Source organism: Sulfitobacter sp. PM12 (assembly GCF_045586035.1).
Classification (GTDB): Bacteria; Pseudomonadota; Alphaproteobacteria; order Rhodobacterales; family Rhodobacteraceae; genus Sulfitobacter; species Sulfitobacter pontiacus.
In genome coordinates, this window is sequence record NZ_CP151529.1 from 2,029,818 (window position 1) to 2,051,718 (window position 21,901).

General features: G+C 59.9%; 23 protein-coding genes. 9 read left to right on the top strand and 14 right to left on the bottom strand.

What is annotated here, in order from left to right; genetic code table 11:
* Positions 1-154: 154 nt before the first annotated feature.
* Complete coding sequence (gene rpsB / locus AADW22_RS09995) at positions 155-1,024, top strand: 30S ribosomal protein S2 (RefSeq protein ID WP_005853591.1); 870 nt, start codon at positions 155-157, stop codon at positions 1,022-1,024.
* A 126-nt stretch (positions 1,025-1,150) separates the two neighbouring features.
* On the top strand, positions 1,151-2,026 hold the full coding sequence (tsf, locus tag AADW22_RS10000; protein ID WP_005853593.1) for a translation elongation factor Ts: 876 nt from the start codon (positions 1,151-1,153) through the stop codon (positions 2,024-2,026).
* An 88-nt stretch (positions 2,027-2,114) separates the two neighbouring features.
* Here tsf and aroQ read toward each other — a convergent pair whose 3' ends face one another.
* Together aroQ and AADW22_RS10010 are read right to left on the bottom strand one after the other, a co-directional pair.
* The gene (aroQ, locus tag AADW22_RS10005) at positions 2,115-2,552 is read right to left on the bottom strand and encodes a type II 3-dehydroquinate dehydratase (protein ID WP_407473623.1); all 438 of its coding nucleotides are present in this window, start codon (positions 2,550-2,552) and stop codon (positions 2,115-2,117) included.
* Between the two features lie 60 nt (positions 2,553-2,612).
* On the bottom strand, positions 2,613-3,011 hold the full coding sequence (locus AADW22_RS10010) for a rhodanese-like domain-containing protein (RefSeq protein WP_005853596.1): 399 nt from the start codon (positions 3,009-3,011) through the stop codon (positions 2,613-2,615).
* Positions 3,012-3,297: 286 nt separating this feature from the next.
* Here AADW22_RS10010 and AADW22_RS10015 point away from each other — a divergent pair, with 286 nt between their 5' ends.
* Positions 3,298-4,137: a fumarylacetoacetate hydrolase family protein gene (locus AADW22_RS10015; protein WP_407473624.1), complete on the top strand. Its 840-nt coding sequence runs from the start codon at positions 3,298-3,300 to the stop codon at positions 4,135-4,137.
* Between the two features lie 5 nt (positions 4,138-4,142).
* Here the strand turns inward: AADW22_RS10015 and phoB are convergent, their stop codons facing one another.
* The 10 genes from phoB to AADW22_RS10065 form a co-directional block, all read right to left on the bottom strand.
* Positions 4,143-4,832 (bottom strand): phosphate regulon transcriptional regulator PhoB, encoded by a 690-nt coding sequence (phoB, locus tag AADW22_RS10020; protein ID WP_005853599.1) that lies wholly within the window; start codon positions 4,830-4,832, stop codon positions 4,143-4,145.
* Positions 4,833-4,836: 4 nt separating this feature from the next.
* Positions 4,837-5,544, bottom strand: a complete 708-nt coding sequence (gene phoU / locus AADW22_RS10025) for a phosphate signaling complex protein PhoU (RefSeq protein ID WP_009824650.1) — start codon at positions 5,542-5,544, stop codon at positions 4,837-4,839.
* Positions 5,545-5,549: 5 nt separating this feature from the next.
* A complete protein-coding gene (gene pstB / locus AADW22_RS10030; protein ID WP_005853603.1) occupies positions 5,550-6,347 on the bottom strand; it encodes a phosphate ABC transporter ATP-binding protein PstB in 798 nt (265 codons plus the stop codon).
* A 17-nt stretch (positions 6,348-6,364) separates the two neighbouring features.
* Positions 6,365-7,705 carry a phosphate ABC transporter permease PstA gene (gene pstA / locus AADW22_RS10035; protein ID WP_407473625.1) on the bottom strand — a complete coding sequence of 447 codons (1,341 nt, stop codon included), beginning with the start codon at positions 7,703-7,705 and terminating at the stop codon, positions 6,365-6,367.
* Positions 7,702-9,201: a phosphate ABC transporter permease subunit PstC gene (gene pstC, locus AADW22_RS10040; protein WP_407473626.1), complete on the bottom strand. Its 1,500-nt coding sequence runs from the start codon at positions 9,199-9,201 to the stop codon at positions 7,702-7,704. Before pstC ends, pstA begins: the two co-directional genes overlap by 4 nt.
* Before the next feature lie 108 nt (positions 9,202-9,309).
* Entirely contained in the window at positions 9,310-10,350 is a 1,041-nt protein-coding gene (locus AADW22_RS10045; protein ID WP_132996574.1) for a substrate-binding domain-containing protein, read from the bottom strand.
* Positions 10,351-10,502: 152 nt separating this feature from the next.
* Positions 10,503-11,546: a cell wall metabolism sensor histidine kinase WalK gene (locus AADW22_RS10050; protein ID WP_009824654.1), complete on the bottom strand. Its 1,044-nt coding sequence runs from the start codon at positions 11,544-11,546 to the stop codon at positions 10,503-10,505.
* 2 nt (positions 11,547-11,548) lie between these two features.
* Positions 11,549-12,070 carry a gamma carbonic anhydrase family protein gene (locus AADW22_RS10055; RefSeq protein WP_009824655.1) on the bottom strand — a complete coding sequence of 174 codons (522 nt, stop codon included), beginning with the start codon at positions 12,068-12,070 and terminating at the stop codon, positions 11,549-11,551.
* Positions 12,067-12,708 (bottom strand): guanylate kinase, encoded by a 642-nt coding sequence (gene gmk, locus AADW22_RS10060; protein ID WP_005853615.1) that lies wholly within the window; start codon positions 12,706-12,708, stop codon positions 12,067-12,069. Before gmk ends, AADW22_RS10055 begins: the two co-directional genes overlap by 4 nt.
* 3 nt (positions 12,709-12,711) lie before the next feature.
* Positions 12,712-13,602 (bottom strand): YicC/YloC family endoribonuclease, encoded by an 891-nt coding sequence (locus tag AADW22_RS10065; RefSeq protein ID WP_407473627.1) that lies wholly within the window; start codon positions 13,600-13,602, stop codon positions 12,712-12,714.
* A 227-nt stretch (positions 13,603-13,829) separates the two neighbouring features.
* Here AADW22_RS10065 and AADW22_RS10070 point away from each other — a divergent pair, with 227 nt between their 5' ends.
* Positions 13,830-14,489, top strand: coding sequence for a PAS domain-containing protein (locus AADW22_RS10070; protein ID WP_407473628.1), 660 nt, complete (start codon positions 13,830-13,832; stop codon positions 14,487-14,489).
* A 97-nt stretch (positions 14,490-14,586) separates the two neighbouring features.
* Here AADW22_RS10070 and AADW22_RS10075 read toward each other — a convergent pair whose 3' ends face one another.
* Positions 14,587-15,957, bottom strand: a complete 1,371-nt coding sequence (locus AADW22_RS10075; protein WP_039912024.1) for a class II 3-deoxy-7-phosphoheptulonate synthase — start codon at positions 15,955-15,957, stop codon at positions 14,587-14,589.
* Positions 15,958-16,161: 204 nt separating this feature from the next.
* Between AADW22_RS10075 and AADW22_RS10080 the strand changes: the two genes are divergently transcribed.
* On the top strand, positions 16,162-17,166 hold the full coding sequence (locus AADW22_RS10080) for a GlxA family transcriptional regulator (RefSeq protein ID WP_180827738.1): 1,005 nt from the start codon (positions 16,162-16,164) through the stop codon (positions 17,164-17,166).
* Here AADW22_RS10080 and AADW22_RS10085 read toward each other — a convergent pair.
* A complete protein-coding gene (locus AADW22_RS10085; RefSeq protein ID WP_407473629.1) occupies positions 17,163-18,272 on the bottom strand; it encodes a PQQ-dependent sugar dehydrogenase in 1,110 nt (369 codons plus the stop codon). The genes AADW22_RS10080 and AADW22_RS10085 overlap by 4 nt on opposite strands.
* A 159-nt stretch (positions 18,273-18,431) precedes the next feature.
* On the opposite strand from AADW22_RS10085, the gene AADW22_RS10090 reads away from it, so the two are divergent.
* The 4 genes from AADW22_RS10090 (at position 18,432) to AADW22_RS10105 (ending at position 21,888) form a co-directional block, all read left to right on the top strand.
* The gene (locus tag AADW22_RS10090; RefSeq protein WP_005853628.1) at positions 18,432-19,622 is read left to right on the top strand and encodes an ABC transporter substrate-binding protein; all 1,191 of its coding nucleotides are present in this window, start codon (positions 18,432-18,434) and stop codon (positions 19,620-19,622) included.
* Positions 19,623-19,712: 90 nt separating this feature from the next.
* Entirely contained in the window at positions 19,713-20,492 is a 780-nt protein-coding gene (locus AADW22_RS10095) for an ABC transporter ATP-binding protein (protein WP_005853630.1), read from the top strand.
* The gene (locus tag AADW22_RS10100; protein ID WP_051577590.1) at positions 20,489-21,055 is read left to right on the top strand and encodes a hypothetical protein; all 567 of its coding nucleotides are present in this window, start codon (positions 20,489-20,491) and stop codon (positions 21,053-21,055) included. The genes AADW22_RS10095 and AADW22_RS10100 overlap by 4 nt, the downstream gene beginning before the upstream one ends.
* Positions 21,056-21,066: 11 nt before the next feature.
* Positions 21,067-21,888 carry an ABC transporter ATP-binding protein gene (locus AADW22_RS10105; RefSeq protein WP_081781256.1) on the top strand — a complete coding sequence of 274 codons (822 nt, stop codon included), beginning with the start codon at positions 21,067-21,069 and terminating at the stop codon, positions 21,886-21,888.
* The last annotated feature ends 13 nt before the right edge of the window (positions 21,889-21,901 follow it).

A 21,901-nucleotide genomic window follows, 5' to 3' on the forward strand; every position in this document is an offset into this window, starting at 1 on the left:
ACCTTGCGAAGCGTGAAAATCCGGACTATACGCGCGTCACTTAAACCCGCAGTCGGGGTTGGGCCTTTGAGGGAGAAATCCTTGAACGTCCGCCGGTTGGTCCCATTCCGGGATCGAGACCCCCGACGAGGCAAAACCGGAAAGGTATAAAGACATGGCTCTTCCTGAGTTCTCCATGCGCCAACTGCTTGAAGCAGGCGTACACTTTGGTCACCAAACACAGCGCTGGAACCCCCGCATGGGTCCGTTCATCTACGGCGCGCGTAACGGCATCCACATCATGGACCTGACACAGACTGTTCCAATGCTGGACCAGGCCCTGCAAGTCATCCGTGACACCGTCGCCAAAGGCGGCAGCATTCTTTTCGTTGGCACCAAGCGTCAGGCTGCACAGCCAATCGCAGAAGCCGCAGAGAAATGCGCACAGTACTACATGAACCACCGTTGGTTGGGCGGCACGCTGACAAACTGGCAGACCGTTTCCAAATCCATCCAGCGCCTGAAGTCCATCGACGAACAGTCCGAGCGTGGCTTTTCCGGCCTGACCAAGAAAGAGCGTCTTGGCATGGAACGTGACCAAGCGAAGCTGGAAGCATCGCTGGGTGGTATCCGTGAAATGGGCGGTCGCCCTGACCTGATCTTCGTCATCGACGTGAAAAAAGAAGCACTGGCCGTGGCCGAAGCGAACAAGCTGGGCATCCCGGTTATCGCTGTTGTCGACACCAACTGCTCCCCCGACGGGATCGACTACATCATCCCGGGCAACGACGACGCCGCCCGCGCGATCCACATGTATTGCGATCTGGCCGCACGTGCCGCACTTGACGGTATGTCCGCGCAGCTGGGTGCCGCAGGTGTTGATATCGGTGCGATGGAAGAAGCGCCCGAAGAAGAAGCCCTGATCGACGGTGGTGTCGAAGTTGGCAACGCTTCGGAAGAAACCGTTTCGAACGACGCAATGGCAAAAGACGCACCTCTGGATATCGAATCCAAGAAGGAAACGCTGGCCGACGCCAAGTCGTAAGCGACGCGAAAGAGACGGGCAGGGGGCATGTTTCCCTCTGCCTGTCACAAAACCATTACATGATTGAGACAGTGGTGCAGGACGCTCTGCCCCTCAATTTATCCCAATTCAAGGAGAACCAAAGCGATGGCAATCACAGCATCCATGGTCAAAGAACTGCGCGACACAACCGGTGCCGGCATGATGGACGCGAAAAAAGCGTTGACTGAAACAGATGGCGACATGGAAGCAGCCGTTGACTGGCTGCGCACCAAGGGTCTGGCGAAAGCAGCCAAGAAATCCGGCCGCACCGCAGCCGAGGGCCTTGTTGCCGTTAAAGTCGAAGGCGGCCACGGTGTTGCTGTCGAAGTGAACTCCGAAACCGACTTCGTTGGCAAAAACGCCGACTTCCAGAAAATGGTTTCCGGCATCGCAGATGTTGCTACCGGTGTGTCCGACGTTGACGCGCTGAACGCGGCTGACATGGGCGGCAAGCCCGTTTCCACCGTCATCACCGACGCCATTGCGAAAATCGGCGAGAACATGTCGGTGCGCCGCATGCAGTCCATCGATGGGGATCAGGTCGTGTCCTATGTGCACAACGCTGTAGCACCCGGCATGGGCAAAATCGGTGTTCTGGTCGCAATGACCGGCGGCAACGAAGAACTGGGCAAACAGATCGCGATGCACATCGCCGCTGTGAACCCTGCCTCCTTGTCCGAAGCGGATCTGGACCCGGCTGTTGTTGAAAAAGAAAAGCAGGTTCAAATGGACATCGCACGCGAGTCCGGCAAGCCGGAAGCCGTGATCGAGAAAATGATCACCGGCCGCATGCAGAAATACATGTCCGAAGTGACACTGCTGAACCAGGCATTCGTTGTGAACCCTGACCTGACCGTCGGCAAAGCCGCGGAAGAAGCTGGCGCGACCATCACCGGTTTCGTCCGTCTTGAAGTTGGCGAAGGCATCGAAGTCGTCAAAGAAGACTTCGCAGCAGAAGTTGCAAAAGCCGCCAAAGGCTAAGCTGTCACACAGCAGATGAGAGAAAGGGCGAGGGCGCATCGGCACCTTCGCCCTTTTTTATTATAAATCAGATACTAAGCGGTGAAACCTAATCTTTTAGGTGAACTTCCAGCGCATCCAAGGCCATCAGATAACCCTGCGCACCAAACCCACAGATCTGACCCAGAGCCACAGGCGCGATGTAAGACCGGTGCCGGAATTCCTCGCGTGCGTGGATGTTGCTCAGGTGCACCTCGACAACTGGCAGCTCGACTGAAGCGATCGCATCCATCAACGCAATCGACGTATGGGTATAGGCACCGGCATTCAGCACGATCCCGGCATGTTTGCCTTTGGCCGCGTGGATCAGATCGATCAGCGCGCCTTCGTGGTTGGACTGTTCAAACGCCACATCAAACCCAAGCGTCTTCGCTTTCTCGCGGCACAGCGCCTCGACATCGGCCAAAGTCGTCTTTCCATAGACCTCGGGTTGGCGCGTGCCCAGCAGGTTCAGGTTCGGACCGTTCAGGATCAGAATGGATGTCATAGCGATGGCCTTGTTGTTACGATGTGGTGGCGCAGACGTAGCACAGGCGCCGCGGCGTCGTTAGTCTTTCTTTTCAGGGTATTCGACCGGACCACCGTGCTTTTCCCACGTCGAAAAACCTTCGCGCAGATGCGCCGCATCAAAACCCATGTCTTGCAGCGTCGCCGTGGTGATCGCCGAGCGCCAGCCAGAGGCACAGTGAAAGACAAAGGTTTTGTCCTGACCGAAGATCTCTTTGAAGTACGGGCTGTCAGGGTCGACCCAGAATTCGATCATGCCGCGCGGTGCGTGAAAGCTGCCGGGGATATAGCCGCTGCGCTGGCGTTCACGGATATCGCGCAAGTCAACGACAACAACATCCGGGTCCTTCAGCATGGCCATCAGATCAGGCGTTTCGATCTCGCGGATACGTGCACGGGCAGCGGCGACCATATCCGCCGAAGACATCTTGAGCGTCATATTCTTCCTTTCGTTCAGCAGCCGCCAAAGCGCCGATCGCTTACAGTTGCATCGGCTTGGCGCATGTGGATTATGGCACGCAGAACAACGGGGTAAAGCAAGAAGCCACGCGGGTGGGAGAATGAAGAAACTGGATGAAGAATCGTCTTTTTATACTGCTTTTCAGTGATTTATGACGCACTTTAACAGCAAAACATCACCCAAAGCACACGGTTTATTTACATAATACTGATTATGAGATTCAGGTTAGGCCCATACGCACCCCTCACAAACACAGGATTAGCTAATGAAACTCTGCCGTATCGAAACCCCTGACGGGATAAAACCTGCGATGATTGACGCAGATGGTGCCGCGCGCGATCTGACGCAGCATCTGACGGATATCGAGCTTGCCACGATGGCACCCGCAGCGCTGGACCAGCTGCGCGATGTGGACGTTTCGGCCTTGCCTGTCATCACGGGCCGGTTTGCCTCTGTGATCAATGACATTCGTCGTATTCTGTGTATCGGGCTGAATTACTCCGACCACGCGGCAGAAGCTGGCATGGACGTGCCCGATCACCCGATCCTGTTTAGTAAACTCTGCGCGGCCACCGGTGCCAACGACCCGATCATCATCCCCAAGGATTCCGAGAAAACCGATTGGGAAGTTGAACTTGCGGTCGTGATCGGTACCAAGGCACAGCATGTGTCCGAGGCAGACGCGCTGTCCCATGTGGCGGGTTATGCGACTTTCAACGACGTGTCAGAGCGCGCTTTTCAGATCGAATTCGGCGGTCAGTGGGTCAAGGGCAAGTCCTGCGACAGCTTCGCGCCCATCGGCCCGTATCTGGTGACCGCAGACGAGGTGCCGGACCCACAGAACCTTGATCTATGGCTTGATGTGAACGGCACCCGTCGCCAGACGGGCAATACCCGCACGATGGTCTTCTCGGTGGCCGAGATTATCTCTTTCCTCAGCCGTTTCATGACCTTACTGCCCGGAGACGTGATCGCCACCGGCACACCGCCCGGCGTTGGCATGGGCTTTAAGCCGCCGGTGTACCTGCAACCGGGCGACGTCGTTGAACTGGGCATCGAAGGCTTGGGGAATCAACGCCAAGAAGTCATTAAATTCAACGGGTAAGCGCCCTACCCTAATGCATAACCTGCACCGCGCACCGTGCGGATTGGGTCATCGCCACCGTGAGATGTCAGCGCCTTGCGCAGCCGCGCGATGTGCACATCCACGGTGCGCGTGTCGACATAGATATCGCGGCCCCAGACGTGATCCAGCAGCTGATCGCGGCTAAACACACGGCCCGGACGCTCTAACAGGGTGACCAGCAGCCGGTATTCTGTCGGGCCCAGTTTCAGCTCGTTCGCGGCGCGGTTCACGCGGTGGCGTTCCGTGTCCAGCGTGATATCGGCATAGCTGAGCGCCGCGCCCGAGGATGCCGGGCGCACACGGCGCAATTGGGTGCGCACACGGGCCATGAGCTCGCGCATGGAATAGGGTTTGACGACGTAATCATCCGCCCCCGTCTCTAGCCCGCGCACGGTGTCCACCTCTTCTGACCGTGCCGAGAGCATGATCACGGGGATATTACGCGTATCTTCGCGGGTCTTGAGCTGCCGGCACACCTCGATCCCGCTCAGCAGCGGCATCATCCAATCCAGAATAATTAGGTCCGGCAGCGCCTCTGCAACGAGCAGGATCGCTTCTTCACCATTCTCGGCCCGCCTTACGTCAAACCCTTCGGATTCAAGGTTATACGCCAGAATTTCGCGCTGTGCGGGTTCGTCTTCCACCAACAGGATCTGGGGCTGCGCCGCCGACATGGTTCTACCCCTTCAGCTTGGTGGAGGTGTTATCCGCCTTTGGGCGGTCCTCGTCCGGATGGGTGCCGGTCACCAGATAGACGACCTGTTCCGCGATCGAAGTGACCAGATCGCCCATGCGTTCCACGTTTTTCGCGATGAAATGCAGGTGCATACACGATGTAATGTTGCGCGGGTCTTCCATCATGAAGGTGAGGAATTCACGGAACAGCGCGTTGTACATCTGATCGACGTCTTCATCGCGTGCGATCACGTCCATCGCCAGTTCTGCGTCGCGCTGCACATAGGAATCCAGCGCGTCCTTGAGCATGGATTCAACCGTTTTACACATGCGGCGGATGGCACCGGCGCTATCCGCAACTGCAGGAAGCTGCGCGAGCACTGAATTACGCTTGGCCATGTTTTTCGCATAGTCGCCAATACGTTCCAGGCTGGCGCTGATCTTGATCACGCTCAGGATCAGACGCAGGTCCACGGCTGTGGGTGCGCGCAGGGCGATGATGCGGGCGGCGCGTTCGTTGATCAGCTCTTCGAGCGCGTCAATCGCCTTGTCCCCGCCGCGGACCTGATCGGCCAGCTCTTCGTCGCGGGTTTCAAGCGATTGTGCGGCAAGGCGAATGGCATCTTCGACCATGCCACCCATTTTCATGATCTGTGCCTGAACGCTTTCGAGGTCACGGTCAAAGGCAGAGACAATGTGTTGATCTTGCATGATACTTATCCAATCCGGCCAGTGATGTAGCTTTCCGTCCGAGGGTCTTCGGGCGACGTGAAAATCTTGTCGGTCTCGCCGAACTCCACCAGATTGCCAAGGTGGAAGAACGCTGTTTTCTGGCTCACCCGTGCGGCCTGCTGCATGGAGTGTGTGACGATCACGACCGAATAGTCCTGACGCAGCTCGTCGATCAGCTCTTCGACCTGCGCGGTGGCGATCGGGTCAAGCGCGGAACAGGGTTCGTCCATTAGCAGCACTTCGGGTTCGGTCGCAACGGCACGGGCGATGCACAGACGCTGCTGTTGCCCGCCAGAAAGGCCGGTGCCGGGCGCATGCAGACGGTCCTTGACCTCGTTCCAGATGGCACCGCGTTTCAGGGCGCGTTCAACGATATCGTCAAGCTCGGACTTGTTACGGGCCAGACCGTGGATACGGGGGCCGTAGGCCACGTTGTCGTAGATCGATTTGGGGAACGGGTTCGGCTTCTGGAACACCATGCCGACCTTGGCGCGCAGCTGCACCGGATCGACCGCACTGTCATAGATGTCTTCGCCGTCGATCAGGATATCGCCTTTGACGGTGCAGATATCAATTGTGTCGTTCATCCGGTTGATACACCGCAGGAAAGTCGATTTCCCGCAGCCCGATGGTCCGATAAAGGCGGTGACGGTTTTGTCTTGGATATCGACAGAGACATCCTTGATCGCGTGGGTGTCCCCGTAGAAAACCTGCACGTTGCGGGCGGCGATTTTTGTTTGGTTCGTTGTCACGTCCGTCTCCGAAATTACGTTGTCTTTCATAGCCTTGCCTTTCATTCTTACCAGCGCCGCTCGAACCGGCGCCGCAGCATTACGGCGATGGCGTTCATGGTGATCAAAAAGACCAGCAAGATGATGATACCGCCCCAGGCGCGTTCATAGAACGCGGGATCGGCGCGCTTGGCCCATTCGTAGATCTGCGCCGGCATGGCGGAGTTCGGGTCCATGAGCCCCGATGCGATGCCCTCGGGCGGGTTCGAGGCGATGAAGCCCACCATCCCGATCAGCAGCAGCGGGGCCGTTTCACCAAGCGCCTGCGCCAGACCGATGATTGTGCCAGTGAGGATACCCGGAGCAGCCAAAGGCAGCACGTGGTGGAACACCGATTGCATCTTCGACGCCCCTACCCCCAGTGCCGCGTCACGGATGCTGGGCGGGACAGATTTCAGCGAGGCGCGGGTCGAGATGATGATCGTCGGCAGCGTCATCAGCGTCAGTACCAGCCCGCCCACCAGCGGGGCCGAGTTTGGCAGATGCATATAGTTGATGAAAACCGCGAGACCCAGAATACCAAAGACAATCGAGGGCACCGCCGCGAGGTTAGAAATATTCACCTCGATGATATCGGTGAGCAGGTTCTTGGGGGCGAATTCTTCAAGGTAGATCGACGCGGCGACCCCGATGGGCAGCGCCAACGCCAGCACCACCAGCATCATAAAGAGCGAGCCAAGCATCGAGACCCCCATGCCCGCCGCCTCGGGTCGGGCATCAGACGCATCGGCACCTGTGATGAAATCGATGTTAAAGCGTTTTTCCAGCGCCCCATCTGCGACAAGGGCGTCCACCAGATCAAGCTGCTCTGCGCTGATGCTTTTGTCGTTGGCGATGCTGTCGCGTGTGACGCGGCCCTTCATATAGCCATCGACGCGGCTGTTGGTCAGGAATTCGAATTCAACCGCGGTGCCGATGAGCTCGGGGTTATCCAGCACAAAGTCACGCAGCTGTGCCGCCGCATCCTTGGACAGGATGCCCGCCATATCCTTGGGCTTTAGGTCCGTGGTAATCCCGGCCTCGGCCACCTTGGCCTCAAGCGCGGCGGCCATCAGCGGCGCGTAGCCGAAGGTCGATACCTTCTTGATCTCGTCCAGATTCCGGTTGCCGTTCTTGTCCAGCTTTTCCTCAAGCAGTTGCACGTTCAGCGTCAGGAACGTCTGCTGAAAGGCCCCTACGCCGCGTCCGATAATCGTGGTCAGCAAGATCGCCAGCATCAGCAGGCCCACGGCGATGGCCGCGATACCGTAGGATTTGAAACGGGCCTCTGCACGGTTGCGTTTGACGGTGCGCGCGTCGGGCTTCAGCAGCGAATGGCGCGGCGTTGCGGTATTGGGCATGTCGGTCATTCGTACTGCTCCCGGTATTTGCGCACGATATAAAGCGCCAGAACGTTCAGCCCCAGGGTCAGCACGAACAGCGTCAGACCAAGGGCAAAGGCGACCAGCGTTTCAGGGCTGGCAAAGTCGGTATCCCCGGTCAGCTGGCTGACGATACGGGTGGTGATGGTGGTCATCGCTTCCAGCGGGTTGCCCGAGATGCGGGCGATAGCCCCTGCCCCCAGAACAACGATCATCGTCTCGCCGATGGCCCGGCTCGCGGCGAGAAGCACAGCCCCTACGATCCCCGGCAAAGCGGCAGGCATCACGACCTGGCGGATGGTTTCGGAATGGGTCGCGCCCAGGCCAAATGACCCGTCGCGCATCGATTGCGGCACAGCGTTGATGATATCGTCGCTCAGCGAAGAAACGAAGGGGATCAGCATGATGCCCATGACCAGCCCCGCCGTCAGGACCGAAGTCGCCCCGCTCATCCAGTCGACGCCCAGCAGACCATTCTCGCCGCGGCCAAAGATGTTCACAAGGAACGGCCCCACTGTCAGCAAGGCAAACAGACCGTACACAATGGTCGGGATACCGGCGAGGATCTCAAGCAAAGGCTTGGCGAAAGAGCGTACTTTGTTGTTGGCGTATTCCGACAGGTAGATCGCGGCAAAGAGGCCGATGGGCACGGCCACCAGCAGCGCGATGATCGAGATATAGAGCGTCCCCCAGAGCAGCGGCAGGATCGACAGGTCACTATCCCCGCGGAAGTTCGGGGCCCATGTGGTGCCCAGAAAGAAATCCTGCCACGGATGCAGGCGGAAGAAATTCAGCGTCTCGAACAGCATCGACAGGACGATCCCCACGGTGGTCAGGATCGCCAGCGACGCGGCGAGCACCAGCAACCCCAGCAGAAAGCGTTCCACCGTATTGCGCGCGCGAAAATCGGCCCGTGCGGTGCGCATCGCGATGAACAGGCCGGCCAGCGCCAAAACAGAGATCACCGCGATCATCAGCCAGCGGCCGGTGTATTCCATTGACCGATAGCGCTGCGCGGCGGCCAGCACCTCTGGCGTCACGTCAGACCCAAGCGCCACGCCCGTGCCCGCCAGCAGCGCGCGCACGTCAGTGCCGGTCACGTCCAGATCACGGGCGCTTTGCGCATCCAGCGCGCCTGATTCCACGGCCGCGTCCAGCCCGTTGGCCACGCGGCGCACGTCGCTCATCACCAGATTGACCGAAGAGCCTTCGTTCACAGCGCTTTGCGGAATCATGTCGATGACCGCGTTCTGGATCAGCATCGGCTGGACCAGCATCCAGATCGCCAGCACAAACAGCGCCGGGATGGCGGTGAGCATGGCGGCATTATAGCCGTAGTAATTCGGAAGGGAGTGCAGCTTGCGCGCATCGCCCGAGACGGACGACATGGCCCGGCTGCGCACCAGACCATAGGCAAGGACTGTTAATATCAAAACAACGGCAACTAAGAGCGTGGTAGATCCCACATTGAAAATATCGCGCATGGTGGCCCCCGGTCGCAGCCTGTTTCAGGCTATCATTGTTTGGAAAGTATCAGTCGGCAGCAAAAATCCGGAGGCACCTCGCAGCGCCTCCGGATCGTCAGACAGGGTTTAGGAACCGCTGCCCATTACAGTTTCTTCAGCAACAACCGACTGTGTTTTCGCCAGTTCCGGGTCGGAGACCAGACCGTATTCAGCCAAAGGACCGTCGGGGCCAGCAATCTCGTCTGCCACGAAGAACTCGGCATATTCTTTCAGGCCGGGGATCACGCCGATGTGCGCTTTCTTGACGTAGAAGAACAGCGGGCGGGATACGGGGTAGTCGCCGCTCGAGATGGTTTCAACGGTGGGCTCAACGCCGCTCATGTTGGCGACGGTCAGCTTGTCGGTGTTGTTCTCGTAGAATGCCAGACCGAAGACGCCGATGCCGTCTTTGTTGCTTTCGATGCGCGCCAGCGTTTCGGTGTAGTCACCGTCGATGTCCACGGACACACCATCGGTGCGCAGCGCGATACATGCTTTTTCAGCGGCTTTCTTGTCGTCGCCATTGGCGGCTTTGAACGCTTCGAAATCGCCGGTGGCTTCACAGCCTGCCAGGATCACTTTTTCTTCGAAAACTTCACGAGTGCCGTGCTTGGTGCCGGGGATGTAGGCCTGGATCGGCTGCTCGGGGAAGCTGGCGTTCACGTCGGACCACATTTTGTTGGGGTTCGCCACGATCTCGCCATCGACAACGACTTCGGCGGACAGGGCTTTGTACCAGTCTTCGGGGGTGAATTCGAATGTGTTGCCATTGATGTCGGAGGCAAACACGATGCCGTCATAGCCGATCTGGACTTCGATGATGTCGGTCACACCGTTCGCGGCGCAGGCTTCGACTTCGGAGCTCTTGATCTTGCGCGAGGCGTTTGCCACGTCGATTGTGTTCTCGCCAACACCTTCACAAAAACGCTTCAGACCCGCCGAGGAGCCACCGGATTCTACAACAGGTGTCGGGAAATCGAAGTTTTCGCCAAAGGCTTCGGCAACGATGGACGCATAGGGCAAAACAGTGGAGGAACCGGCAACCTGTACCTGATCACGCGCGGCAGCGGCGGTTGCGGATACGGCGGCAATGGCCAGCGCGGAAGTGGTGAGTTTAACGAGCGACATGATGTCTCCTGTCAGCTTAGATTTGTCTGACCACCCCCATGGTGATCTTGCCGCACCAATAGGCGGGCGACACTGAGCTTTTGTGACAGTCATGTTACAGTTTTATGACACGGACGGAAATTGTAATTTCTTTTTGACCAAAATGCGCCCGATCACGCCACATCCATAGGCAAGATCACCGTGAATCGCGCCCCATCTCCCAGATCAGAGGTGATTTTCAGCCGTCCGCGGTGCCGGTTCAGGATATGTTTTACAATCGCCAGCCCCAGCCCCGTCCCGCCAAGGGCACGGCTGCGGTGGCTGTCTGCGCGGTAGAAGCGTTCGGTCAGGCGTGGCAGGTGCACAGGGTCGATCCCCGGCCCGTGGTCGCGGATGGTGACCCGCACCGCAGGCCCGCGCAAGGAAGGGTCACGCAAGGTCGTCTCGACCGAAATTTCGACGTCTTTGCCTACGCCCCCATATTTGATGCCGTTTTCAATAAGATTCGTGAACACCTGCAACAGCTGGTCCGTATCCCCCATCAGGGGCAGCGGATCGTCCCCCATGGTCGCGACCAGCGTCACATTCGCCTCTACGGCCAAGGGGTTGAGGTTGCGCATGGTCGATTGGAGCACATAGCGCAGATCGACCTTATCCGTCGGGCGCACCCGTTCGTCCGATTCGACGCGGGACAGCGACAGCAGATCGCCCACCAGCCGGTTCATGCGCTCGGCCTCTCCGGTCATGATCCCCAGAAACCGGTCCCGTGCGGGGGCGTCGTCACGCGCAGGGCCGCGTAAGGTTTCAATGAACCCCATCATCGCCGTCAGCGGGGTGCGCAACTCGTGGCTGACGTTGGCGACGAAATCGCGGCGCATCTGGCTGGCGTTGGTGACCTGTGTGATGTCTTGAAAGCTCAGCAAGACGTAATCCATGCCGGTCACCTTTCGGACGTGCACCCGAAAGGTCGTGTCATTGCCATTGTCGCTGGCCAGGTATTGCGCCTCGCGCGGGGTATCATCCTGTTGGCATTGCTCGACCGCATCGACCACCGCAGGCTGGCGCAAGACGTTGATATAATGACGGTCCAATGCGCCACGGCCCAGCAGAGCTTGGGCCGGCGCATTCATCGCGACGATACGTTCGGCCCGATCAACAGCAAGCGTAGGCAAAGGCAGCGCTGCCAGCAGATCCGGCAGATGCGGGCGCAGCACCATGCTCAGACAGGTTTAAGCTGGCTGGCAAAGCGCCGCGCGTTGTCTTGGTAGTGTTTCGCGCTGGCGGTGAGCCCTGCAATCGCCGCCGCGTCGAGCTCGCGCACGACCTTGCCCGGTGCGCCCATCACAAGCGACCCGTCAGGGATCACCTTGTTTTCAGTGATCAACGCCCCTGCCCCGATCAGACAATTCTTGCCGATCTTGGCCCCGTTCAGGATCGTCGCCCCCATCCCGACCAGCGAGTTATCCCCGATGGTACAGCCGTGCAGCATGACCTTGTGACCGATCGTACAGTTTTCCCCGACGGTCAGCGGGCAGCCCGGGTCCGTGTGAAAGACGCAGTTTTCCTGCACATTACTGCCCTTGCCTACGAGGATCAGTTCGTTATCGCCGCGCAGCGTACAGCCGAACCAGACAGAGGCATCTGCCTCGAGCGTCACATTCCCGATGACATTGGCATCGGGGGCAACCCATGCATCCGCGTGAACCTGCGGGGTGATATCGGCCAGAGCGTAAAGCGTCATTTCGTGTCCTCGAATTCTGATTGCAGCGCGCGCACATGATCCACCAGTTTCGGCTGCTGCGAAAGGCGCAATCTTTCGGCGGTGATGATCGACTTCAGCTTGGCCTCTGTTTCGGTCAGGTCGTCATTGACCAGCACGTAGTCGTAGCCGTCCCAATGACTGATCTCGTCCCAGCTTTTCTCCATTCGCAGGGCGATGGTATCGGGGGCGTCCTGACCACGGGTTTCCAGACGCCGCCGCAGCTCTTTGATCGAGGGCGGCAGGATGAAGATCGACAGTACGTGCTGCTTGAGCGTCGAGTTGCTGATCTGCTGCGCGCCCTGCCAATCCACGTCGAACAGCACGTCGCGACCGCTGTCGATCGCCTTTTGCACCGGTCCCTTGGGCGAGCCGTAATAGTTGTTGAAGACGCGGGCGTGCTCAAGCATATCGCCATCGTTCACCATGGCACGGAAATCATCCTCGGCGGTGAAAAAATAGTCCTTGCCGTCTTCCTCGCCGACACGTGGTGCGCGGGTGGTGGCCGAGACAGAGAATTCAAGCGAGGTATCCCAATCGCGCAGCTTGCGGGCCAGCGTCGATTTACCCGCCCCCGAGGGCGAGCTGAGGATGATCAATAGGCCGCGTCTGTCGCTCATGTCTTACTCCACATTTTGCACTTGTTCGCGCATCTGATCTATCACCGCCTTCAAGGCCAGCCCGATCTGGGTCAGCGCGGTGTTTTGTGCCTTGGCGCACAGTGTATTGGCCTCGCGGTTGAACTCCTGCATCAGGAAATCCAGTTTGCGCCCCACGGCCCCGTCCTGCGCCAGCAAGGCTCGGGCCGCATCCACATGGGCGCGCAGGCGGTCGATCTCTTCGGTGATGTCGGATTTGACGGCGATCAGCGCCAGTTCCTGCGCCAGCCGGTCAGCGTCCACGCCTTCGGCATTGTCCAGCACCCGCGAAAGATTGCGTTGCAATGTCTGTGCCATCTCGTCCTTGCGCGTCTCGGCCAGCGCGGCGGCCTGTGTCGTCAACTCTGCCACCTGCGCCAACTGCGCTTCGAGCACCTGCGCCAAGGCAGCCCCTTCGCGGGCGCGCATGTCGTTGAAATTGGCAAGCACCGTGGGGAATTCCGCCAACAATGTCGCGCAAAGGGCGGCCACATCATCCACCGTCGTCGCCTGTTCAAGCACGCCGCGCATGGTGACGATATCGGTCGCCTTGGAGGGCGCAAGCGAGATACCCGCATCCATCGCGCGCGCTTCGATCTGGTGCAGCGCGTCCAGCACGACCTCAAGCTGATCCGCGTTCACCGTCAATGCGCCAGAGCCATCCTCGCGGGTGATCCGTAGGTTGCAGGTGACATTGCCGCGGGTGATGGCAGCGCTTAGCGTCTTGCGCAGGCCGGCTTCCAGCCCGTCGATCCAGTCGGGCACACGCAGGCGCAGGTCGAGCCCCTTGCCGTTGACCGATCGCAATTCCCACCCCCAACTGTGCGGGCCGGACGCACCACTGGCCGAGGCGAAACCCGTCATTGAACGTATCATGGCATGGTCCTTGTCGATTGCGATTGTTGCGCGCCTTAAAAGGGAAACTCGCAAATGGGGCAAGTAAAAAGCCATTCTGCCGCGCGAGGTCTCCCCTTAACGGTCTGTTAACCAAGTTTGCTGTTATATCTACAAATTACTGCTCATTTGACTAAACTCAGGCAATACATCGCGGCCCCTTGCCGCCCCCCGTCCTGCTCTTGTCCCGACCGCAATAAGGCTGCCCGATGAAACACCTTCCCCCTCTGGATGACATGCCCCAGACCGGCTCTCGCCGCGTGATGCCGCCGCCGACACCCGCGATGGTTGACGTGCGGGCCTATTGGCAGGGGCTGTGCCGTGGTCAGCCGGTCCCGTTCCGGTCGCAGATCGATCCTGCACAGATCACCTCCGCGCTGGATCGCGCCTTTGTTCTGGAACGCAGGCGGTCTGAACTGGCGCGGTTTCGCGTCGCCGGATCGCAGCTGTGCACTGCCATGGGGATGGACCTGCGCGGGATGCCGATGATCTCTCTGTTCGACCCGTCCGAGCGTCGCCGCTGCAGTGATTGGCTGGATCACATTCTGTCACAGCCCGCCACCGGAGAGATGACGCTCACCGCGGGGGATGCGACCGTTCAGGCGCGTATGCTGGTGCTGCCGCTGCGCAGTGACATGGGGCAGATCGACCGGATGCTTGGCTGTCTGGAGCTCACATCCAATGGCATCGAGCATCCGGGCTTGTATCGCATCGGCGACCTTGCCACGACACCAATCCCGCGCCCGCCACGGGCCGATGTGGCAGAGGAAACGCGTGCGCCCTGCCCCGAAGGTTTCGCCGATCCCGCCGCGCGTTTTGCCGCGCGGCGGGATCGCAACCGGCCAGCCTATCTACGGGTCGTGAAGTAAACGGGGTAACCCCGATGGGACGCACCCCGATGCAGCAAAAGAAAAAGGCCGCGCATGATGATATGCGCGGCCTTTCTTATTGCATGAGCTGCGGCAGTTAGCCGACGGCTTTGACCTGTTGGTTCGCCCGGCGTGCCGACAGTTCCTCGGCCACGAGGAAGGCAAGCTCCAGCGACTGGCTGGCGTTCAAACGCGGGTCGCAGGCCGTGTGGTAGCGGTCCGACAGGTCTTCGTCCTGAACGGCGCGGACACCACCAGTACATTCAGTCACATCCTGACCGGTCATCTCAAAGTGGACACCACCGGGCACGGTGCCCTCGGCCCCATGTACCGCAAAGAATTCACGCACTTCGCGCAGCACGGAATCAAAGGGCCGCGTCTTATAGCCGCTTGAGGATTTGATCGTGTTCCCGTGCATGGGGTCACAGGTCCAGACGACATTCGCGCCCTCTTCCTGCACGGTCTTGATCAGACGCGGCAGGTGTTCACCTACATTGCCGGCCCCGAAACGCGCGATCAGGGTCAGGCGACCCTCTTCGTTTTCGGGGTTCAGCTTGTGCATCAACAGCTTGAGGTCATCGCTGGTCATCGTCGGGCCGCACTTCAGACCGATGGGGTTCTGAACGCCGCGGGCAAATTCCACATGCGCGCCATCAGGCTGACGTGTCCGGTCACCGATCCAGATCATATGACCCGAGCCCGCCAGCCATTTGCCAGTCTGGCTGTCCTGACGGCACAGCGCCTCTTCGTATTCCAGCAGCAGCGATTCGTGGCTGGTATAATATTCCACCGATTGCAGCGTATGCGCCGTCTCGGACGTGACACCCGCCGCCGCCATGAAATCAAGCGTGTCTGAAATGCGGTTCGCGATCTCGCGGTATTTTTCCGCCTTTTCGCTTTCGGTAAAGCCCAAAGTCCAGCCGTGCACCTGATGCACATCGGCATAGCCGCCGGTCGAGAACGCCCGGATCAGGTTCAGGGTCGCGGCGGCCTGTGTGTAGGCGCGCAGCATCTTTTTAGGGTCGGGAATACGGGCGTCGGCGGTAAAGGCCAGCTCGTTGATGATGTCACCGCGGTAGCTTGGCAGTTCCACCCCATCCACCGTTTCAGTCGGCGCTGAACGCGGCTTGGCGAACTGACCCGCCATGCGGCCCAGCTTGATCACCGGCACTTTGGCACCGTGGGTCAGCACGATGGCCATCTGCAACATCACCTTGAAGGTGTCGCGGATCATATCGCTGCTGAATTGTTCGAAGCTTTCGGCGCAATCGCCACCCTGAAGCAAGAACGCCTCGCCACGGCCCGCGGCCGCCAGATGCTTTTTCAGCCGCCGCGCTTCACCCGCAAAGACCAACAATGGATAACGGGACAATTCAGCTTCGACCGCGCGCAGCGCGTCCTGATCAGGATAGTCGGGCATCTGGATCCGCGGTTTGTCGCGCCAGCTTGATTTTGTCCAATCGGTCATCATTTTTCTCCGAAGTCCGCAGCGCCCGAAGTGTCAGGCGCAAACATTGTGAAATTGTGGTATATAAAGGTCTGACCCAAGTGACCAGAACCGAAATTCACCCTATTGACCTTCGCCCCCGCCCGTGGGCAAGGTTTTCGGCAGGTTTTTGAGGGCAGCGCCCACTTTGCCCCAACGTATAACGCAAACCTGAAAGGCGACGTGATGAGCGACACCCGTCTGGCCAACCGCATTCTTCCTGACGCTGAAAAGACACGGCGCTTTGTCTTTGTGCTGCTGGAAAACTTTACCATGCTCAGCTTTGCCTCGGCGGTGGAATGTCTGCGCATCGCCAACCGCATGGCGGGTCGTCCGGCCTATGACTGGCGTCTGATCGGCGAGGATGGCGGGCGCGTGCGCTGTTCGGCAGGGGCGGAATTCACGCTGGATGGCGATCTGGACGATCTGGGCCGCGACGACACGCTGGTGGTGTGCAGCGGCATCGACGTGCAGGCGGCGACGACCAAGAAGCTGCTGGGATGGCTGCGCCGGGAGGCCCGCAAGGGCATGATGGTCGGCGGTCTGTGCACGGCCGCCTTTACGCTGGCCAAGGCCGGATTGCTGGACGGGAAGAAAGCCACGATCCACTGGGAAAATCAGGATAGTTTCAGCGAAGACTTCGAGGACGTCACCCTGACGAAATCGGTCTTTGTGGTGGACGGCAACCGGATGACGACAGCGGGCGGGACATCCTCGATCGATTTGATGCTCAAGCTGATTGCCGACGATCTGGGCGAGGATCTGGCAAATGCCGTCGCCGACCAGCTGATCTATAGCTCCATCCGCACGGACCAGGACACGCAGCGTCTGTCGGTGCCCACCCGTATCGGCGTGCGGCATCCCAAGCTGGGTCAGGTCATCCAGATGATGGAGGCCAATATCGAAGAGCCGATCAGTCCGTCCTCATTGGCGCGCGATGTCGGCATGTCCACGCGGCAGCTTGAACGGCTGTTCCGCCGCTACCTCAACCGCAGCCCCAAACGCTATTACATGGAACTGCGCCTGCAAAAGGCGCGTAACCTGCTGATGCAAACGGATATGAGCGTGATCAACGTGGCGCTGGCCTGTGGCTTTGCCTCGCCGTCGCATTTTTCCAAATGCTACCGCGCGCATTATAACACCACGCCTTACCGCGAACGCGGGTCGCATGCGGCCAAGCCTGTCGCCTAGTCGTTACTGATCCGGTACACCGCCCCGTTCCCGACCGAGATAAACCAGATCGCGCCGTCCGGTGCCTCTATGATGTCGCGCACCCGTGCCGTGGCGGGGGCAGAGATTTGCGCCACCTCGGCCAGCGGATCGCCCTTTAGCCGCGCGATATAATTGAACTTGAGCGAGCCGACGAAGATATCGCCCCGCCAGTCGGGAAACATCTTGCCCGAATAGACCAGCAACCCCGAGGGCGCGATAGACGGGTCCCAGTAGAAGGCGGGCTGCTCCATCCCCTCTTTCGCGGTGCCTTCGCCGATCTTGGCACCGGAGTAGTGACGCCCGTAGGATATCACCGGCCATCCGTAATTCGCGCCCTTGCGGACCGCGTTAACCTCGTCCCCGCCGCGCGCACCATGTTCTGACACCCACAGGTTGCCCTTCAGATCAAGCGCTGCCCCTTGCGGGTTGCGATGCCCGTAGGACCAGATTTCCGGCAGCACGTCGTCACGCCCGACAAACGGGTTATCGGCGGGCACAGTACCGTCACGGTTCACCCGCACGACAGAGCCGTTGTGCTGCGCCAGATCCTGCGCCGCCGGACGGTCGCCGCGCTCTCCGACAGTGACGAAAAGCGTGCCATCGCGCGCCTCGACCACGCGGCTGCCAAAGTGCTGACCGGCGGCAGACCCGCGTGACATGGTAAAGAGATCGCGTAGATTTTCGAGCCGCGCACCATCCTGCGACAGCTCTGCCGCGGCAAGCGCGGTACCGGCCCCGCCTTCAAGCGCCTTGGCATAGGTCAGGAATATGGTGCGCGATCTGTCAAAATCCCGTGCCAGCGTGATGTCCAGCAAGCCGCCCTGCCCTGCGTCAACGACCTGCGGGGTACCCGCAACCTCGCGGCTGGTCCCCTCGCGGACCCGCAGCAAGCGGCCGTCGCGTTCGGTGACCAGCACGTCCCCATTCGGCAAAATTGCCAGCGCCCAAGGCGTCTCCAGCCCTGACACCTGCTGGGTAATCCGCAGCTCTTGCGCGCCAACGCCCGACGCGCCCATGACCGATCCGGCTATGAGCAACGCCCCGATGGCCCGTGCGGCTTGACCTATCATCCCCCCGAGAAACATGGCTTTCCCCCTTCATACAACCTATCCCTGCAAACCTAGCGCAGACAAAGCGTCGATCCACATCATCTTGCGCCACTTTACCTAGGGATAACGCTTTTCTTTTCCAAAATCGCCGCATAGGCTCTGGCGCAGAACACCATGTTCAACAGGGAGAGAAACATGAAAAAGATGCTTATGGCCACAACGGCTGCAGCATTGCTGGCCACTAATGCCTATGCCGACGCGCACAGCAAGGACGTGAAGCTTGGCGTGATCTTTGGCTACACCGGCCCGATTGAATCGCTGACCGGCATCATGGCATCCAGCGCCGAGCTGGCCATGAAAGAAGTCACCGACAGCGGCATGCTGATGGACGGGGCGACAGTCACCGCCTCGCGCGCGGACACGGGCTGCGTCGATAACGCGCTTGCGGTATCCAGTGCGGAACGCCTGATCGCCGAAGGGATCAACGGCATTGTGGGCGCGGCCTGCTCTGGCGTGAGCGGCGCGATCTTGCAAAACGCGGCACTGCCCAACGGCATGGTGATGATTTCGCCATCCTCCACATCGCCCGGCCTGAGCACGATGGAAGACGATGGCCTGTTCTTCCGCACCGCCCCCTCCGACGCCCGTCAGGGCGAGGTCATGGCAGAGGTGCTGATGGAAGAAGGCATCAAGGAAGTCGCGGTCACCTATACCAACAACGACTACGGCAAGGGTTTGGCGGACGCGTTCCAGCAGGCCTATGAAGCCGCAGGCGGGACGATCACCATCTCTGCCGCACACGAAGACGGCAAGGCCGATTACTCTGCCGAGGTTGGCGCGCTGGCCTCTGCCGGTGGCGACCGTCTGGTGGTTGCGGGCTACGTCGATCAGGGTGGATCGGGCGTTGTGCGTGCAGCGATCGATTCAGGCGCGTTCGACACGTTCCACTTCCCCGACGGGATGATCGCGGCGAACCTTGAAAACAACTTCGGCTCCGAGCTTGACGGCTCCACCGGCCAGCACCCCGGCACCGATAGCCCCGGCGCTGACAAGTTCACCGCGCTGGTTGACGGTGCCTTCGACACCACATCGCCCTTCGCACCGGAAAGCTATGACGCAGCGGCGCTGCTGATGCTGGCGATGCAGGCCGCAGGGTCTTCCGATCCGCAGGTCTATAAGGATCAGGTCATGTCGGTTGCGAACGCCCCCGGCGAAAAGATCTATCCGGGTGAGCTGGCCAAAGCGCTGCAAATCCTCAAGGACGGCGGCGAAGTCGATTATGAAGGCGCAACCGCGGTTGAACTGATCGGCCCCGGTGAATCCGCTGGCAGCTACCGTCAGATCAAGATCGAAGATGGCAAGATCACGACGGTTCAATACCGCTAACATCACATGACGTGACAGAAAACAGCCCGGTGCATTGCGACCGGGCTGTTTTTGCAACGGGGCTTCGGCACCGCACGGGGAGACTACAAAATGATCGTCGTAGACGACATCCATAAACATTTCGGCGGGTTCCACGCCGTGGACGGGGCCAATCTGACCATTGGCAAAGGCACGATCACCGGTTTGATCGGCCCGAACGGTGCTGGCAAAACGACGCTATTCAACGTGATCGCGGGGGTGCTGAAACCGACCTCGGGGCGCGTGACGATGGACGGCGAGGATATTACCGGCCTGCCCCCCCATACGCTGTTTCACAAAGGGCTGCTGCGGACCTTCCAGATCGCGCATGAATTCTCGTCGATGACCTGCCGCGAGAACCTGATGATGGTGCCCGGCGATCAGGCGGGCGAGACGCTATGGAACACGTGGTTCGGGCGCAAGCGCATCGCCGATCAGGAACGCGCCTTGCGCGCCAAAGCCGACGAAGTGCTTGAGTTTCTGACGGTGGAACATCTGGCCGAGCAGAAAGCGGGTCAGATCTCCGGCGGTCAGAAAAAGCTGCTGGAACTGGGGCGGACCATGATGGTCGACGCCAAGATCGTGTTCCTTGACGAGGTCGGGGCCGGTGTGAACCGCACGCTGCTCAATACCATCGGTGACGCGATCATCCGGCTGAACAAGGAACGCGGCTATACCTTTGTCGTGATCGAACACGACATGGATTTCATCGGCCGTCTGTGTGATCCGGTGATCTGTATGGCCGAGGGCAAGGTTCTCGCTCAAGGCACCCTGCCCGAGATCAAGGCCAACGAACAGGTGATCGAGGCCTATCTGGGCACCGGGCTCAAGAACAAGGCCGTGTCTGCATGAGACGGATGGCCACCGCATTGACGCTCTGCGCGGGATTTGCCCTGCCGCAGGCCGCTGCGGCCTGTGCGCAGCTGTCGGCGCAGGTCTGGATGTGCGATCGGGGCACCCCGTGGGAAGAAGCAACCTGGGACACGGTCGGCGACGGCTCCACCCGCTATCTGGGCGAGGTGATCCTGAACTTCACCCAAGAATGGCCCGGGTACGACATCGCCGACGGCACCTCGACGCTGGAAGAGCAATACGAGACCTATAGCGCCTGGATCGCGGCGGATGGCGGCCCTGCCCCCGAAGTGCTGAAGGTCGACCGGATCGACACGCCGATGGGCACGACCCTGCGCCACCTGCAATATGACGAGATCGAAGGCGACCGCACCATGAGCGCGGTCATGTTGTCGGATGTCGGATCAGCGCGGATTATGCTGTATCTCGATACCACCGACACAATGCCTTTGGATGAAATGGACAAGATGTCCTTTGAGGTGGCCATGATGCTGCGCGACACATGTGCGGATGAGATATCCTGCGCCGCGCCCATCCCTGCGGCGGCCCTGGACACCGAATGAAAGAGACTGACATGAGCAACCCATACGGCGACCGGGGCAATAAGGACCTGTCGATCGCGAACCCCAAAGGGCAAGGCACCGCGCAGCCGGTCAAAGGGGGCGGCAAAAGCCACCCCGCGCCGGGGGGCCCCTTCCTGATCGGCGACACGATGACGGGCGGTTATGGCAAGGGCCCCGATATCCTGCACGGCTGCACCATCGCCGTCGAAAAGGGTGAGATCGCAGTCATCGTCGGCCCCAATGGCGCGGGCAAATCCACGGCTATGAAGGCCGTCTTTGGCATGCTCGACGTGCGCCAGGGCCATGTGCGGCTGGACGGCGAAGACATCACCTCGCTATCGCCGCAAGACCGTGTGGCCAAGGGCATGGGGTTCGTGCCGCAGACCTCGAACATCTTTACCTCGATGACGGTGGAAGAAAACCTCGAGATGGGGGCGTTCATCCGCCGCGATGATTTCCGTGATACGATGGCGCAGGTCTATGACCTTTTTCCGATCCTCAAGGAAAAGCGCTATCAGGCCGCGGGCGAACTGTCGGGCGGGCAACGCCAGCAGGTCGCGGTGGGCCGCGCGTTGATGACGCAGCCGAAGGTGCTGATGCTGGACGAACCCACCGCTGGCGTGTCCCCCATCGTGATGGACGAACTATTCGACCGCATCATCGAGGTCGCGCGGACCGGTATCCCGATCCTGATGGTGGAACAGAACGCCCGCCAAGCGCTGGAAATTGCGGATAAGGGCTATGTTCTGGTGCAAGGGGCCAATGCCTTTACCGGCACGGGAAAAGAGCTTTTGGAAGACCCCGAAGTTCGCAAGTCCTTTCTGGGGGGTTAAGCGATGCGATGGA

Excerpts from the sequence above, each read along its gene's own strand:
- phoB (WP_005853599.1), bottom strand. The coding sequence starts at position 4,832 with ATGTCGGCGGCGCAGCCCCAGATCCTGTTGGTGGAAGACGAACCCGCA.
- AADW22_RS10090 (WP_005853628.1), top strand. The coding sequence starts at position 18,432 with ATGAAAAAGATGCTTATGGCCACAACGGCTGCAGCATTGCTGGCCACT.
- AADW22_RS10055 (WP_009824655.1), bottom strand. The coding sequence starts at position 12,070 with ATGACGCTTTACGCTCTGGCCGATATCACCCCGCAGGTTCACGCGGAT.
- pstA (WP_407473625.1), bottom strand. The coding sequence starts at position 7,705 with ATGACCGACATGCCCAATACCGCAACGCCGCGCCATTCGCTGCTGAAG.
- AADW22_RS10095 (WP_005853630.1), top strand. The coding sequence starts at position 19,713 with ATGATCGTCGTAGACGACATCCATAAACATTTCGGCGGGTTCCACGCC.
- AADW22_RS10010 (WP_005853596.1), bottom strand. The coding sequence starts at position 3,011 with ATGACGCTCAAGATGTCTTCGGCGGATATGGTCGCCGCTGCCCGTGCA.
- gmk (WP_005853615.1), bottom strand. The coding sequence starts at position 12,708 with ATGAGCGACAGACGCGGCCTATTGATCATCCTCAGCTCGCCCTCGGGG.
- aroQ (WP_407473623.1), bottom strand. The coding sequence starts at position 2,552 with ATGACATCCATTCTGATCCTGAACGGTCCGAACCTGAACCTGCTGGGC.
- rpsB (WP_005853591.1), top strand. The coding sequence starts at position 155 with ATGGCTCTTCCTGAGTTCTCCATGCGCCAACTGCTTGAAGCAGGCGTA.
- AADW22_RS10075 (WP_039912024.1), bottom strand. The coding sequence starts at position 15,957 with ATGACCGATTGGACAAAATCAAGCTGGCGCGACAAACCGCGGATCCAG.
- AADW22_RS10050 (WP_009824654.1), bottom strand. The coding sequence starts at position 11,546 with ATGGTGCTGCGCCCGCATCTGCCGGATCTGCTGGCAGCGCTGCCTTTG.
- AADW22_RS10100 (WP_051577590.1), top strand. The coding sequence starts at position 20,489 with ATGAGACGGATGGCCACCGCATTGACGCTCTGCGCGGGATTTGCCCTG.
- AADW22_RS10080 (WP_180827738.1), top strand. The coding sequence starts at position 16,162 with ATGAGCGACACCCGTCTGGCCAACCGCATTCTTCCTGACGCTGAAAAG.
- AADW22_RS10045 (WP_132996574.1), bottom strand. The coding sequence starts at position 10,350 with ATGTCGCTCGTTAAACTCACCACTTCCGCGCTGGCCATTGCCGCCGTA.
- AADW22_RS10015 (WP_407473624.1), top strand. The coding sequence starts at position 3,298 with ATGAAACTCTGCCGTATCGAAACCCCTGACGGGATAAAACCTGCGATG.
- AADW22_RS10105 (WP_081781256.1), top strand. The coding sequence starts at position 21,067 with ATGAGCAACCCATACGGCGACCGGGGCAATAAGGACCTGTCGATCGCG.
- pstB (WP_005853603.1), bottom strand. The coding sequence starts at position 6,347 with ATGAAAGACAACGTAATTTCGGAGACGGACGTGACAACGAACCAAACA.
- AADW22_RS10065 (WP_407473627.1), bottom strand. The coding sequence starts at position 13,602 with ATGATACGTTCAATGACGGGTTTCGCCTCGGCCAGTGGTGCGTCCGGC.
- phoU (WP_009824650.1), bottom strand. The coding sequence starts at position 5,544 with ATGCAAGATCAACACATTGTCTCTGCCTTTGACCGTGACCTCGAAAGC.
- pstC (WP_407473626.1), bottom strand. The coding sequence starts at position 9,201 with ATGCGCGATATTTTCAATGTGGGATCTACCACGCTCTTAGTTGCCGTT.
- AADW22_RS10085 (WP_407473629.1), bottom strand. The coding sequence starts at position 18,272 with ATGTTTCTCGGGGGGATGATAGGTCAAGCCGCACGGGCCATCGGGGCG.
- AADW22_RS10070 (WP_407473628.1), top strand. The coding sequence starts at position 13,830 with ATGAAACACCTTCCCCCTCTGGATGACATGCCCCAGACCGGCTCTCGC.
- tsf (WP_005853593.1), top strand. The coding sequence starts at position 1,151 with ATGGCAATCACAGCATCCATGGTCAAAGAACTGCGCGACACAACCGGT.